The organism is Streptomyces sp. NEAU-YJ-81 (assembly GCF_017592595.1).
GTDB lineage: Bacteria > Actinomycetota > Actinomycetes > Streptomycetales > Streptomycetaceae > Streptomyces > Streptomyces hygroscopicus_B.
The window spans coordinates 1-689 of record NZ_JAGFNO010000130.1 but is presented as its reverse complement, the minus strand read 5'-3'; the positions used below and the strand labels follow the sequence as shown (position 1 = coordinate 689).

General features: G+C 72.1%; 1 protein-coding gene. It reads right to left on the bottom strand.

The window, feature by feature from the left end; all coding sequences use genetic code 11:
- Nucleotides 1-689 (bottom strand): LysR family transcriptional regulator (locus J5X86_RS50240; RefSeq protein WP_208523244.1); only part of this gene is annotated, 689 nt, incomplete at both ends.

Below are 689 nucleotides of genomic sequence, written 5' to 3'. Positions count from 1 at the left end.
CGGACGCCTTCCGTCAGGGCGTCGACGGTGCTCAGTACGGCTGGGCGGAGTTCGTCCCGGCGCCAGAGGAGTGACCAGGTCCAGTAGACCTTCGGCTCGGCCACGGGGCGTGCGGCCAGATCGGGCGGCAGTGGAGTGGTCTGGCCCTTGGGCGAGTTGAGGATGGGCCGCCTGCTCCGACGCACATGGTCGAAGAACACGGGACCGGTGATGCCGCCGTCCGTGATGCGCACCGCGGGGACGCCGGTCTCTTCGGCCAATCGCCCCGCGTAGTCGTTCCAGGACAACCATGTGGTGGTGTCGTCGTCCAGCAGAACGTCGGTGTCCTGGGCGCGGACCTCGCCGGTCTCCCGCCCGGCCGAGACGGCGTAGAGCCGCTCCGCGCCGATCAGCCTGGCGCTGAGTCCGAGCTTCTCCAGGTCGTCGGTACGGATCCAGCACACCGCGAGGTCGAGGCCGCCGTCCGCGACGCGGGCGGCCTGGGCGTGGGAGGGCGCGACCCATGCGTCGATGTGCAGGCGCGCCACGGACGAGGCGCGGGCGGTCAGGTCCGAGGGCAGCCAGTTGACGTAGCCGAGCCGGACCGGTTCCGAGCCCGCGATCCTGGCGGCGCGGTTACGCAGATCGTCGGCACGCTCGAGCAGGGCCCGGGTGTGCGGGAGCAGGGCCGCTCCGGCCGGAGTGAGGGC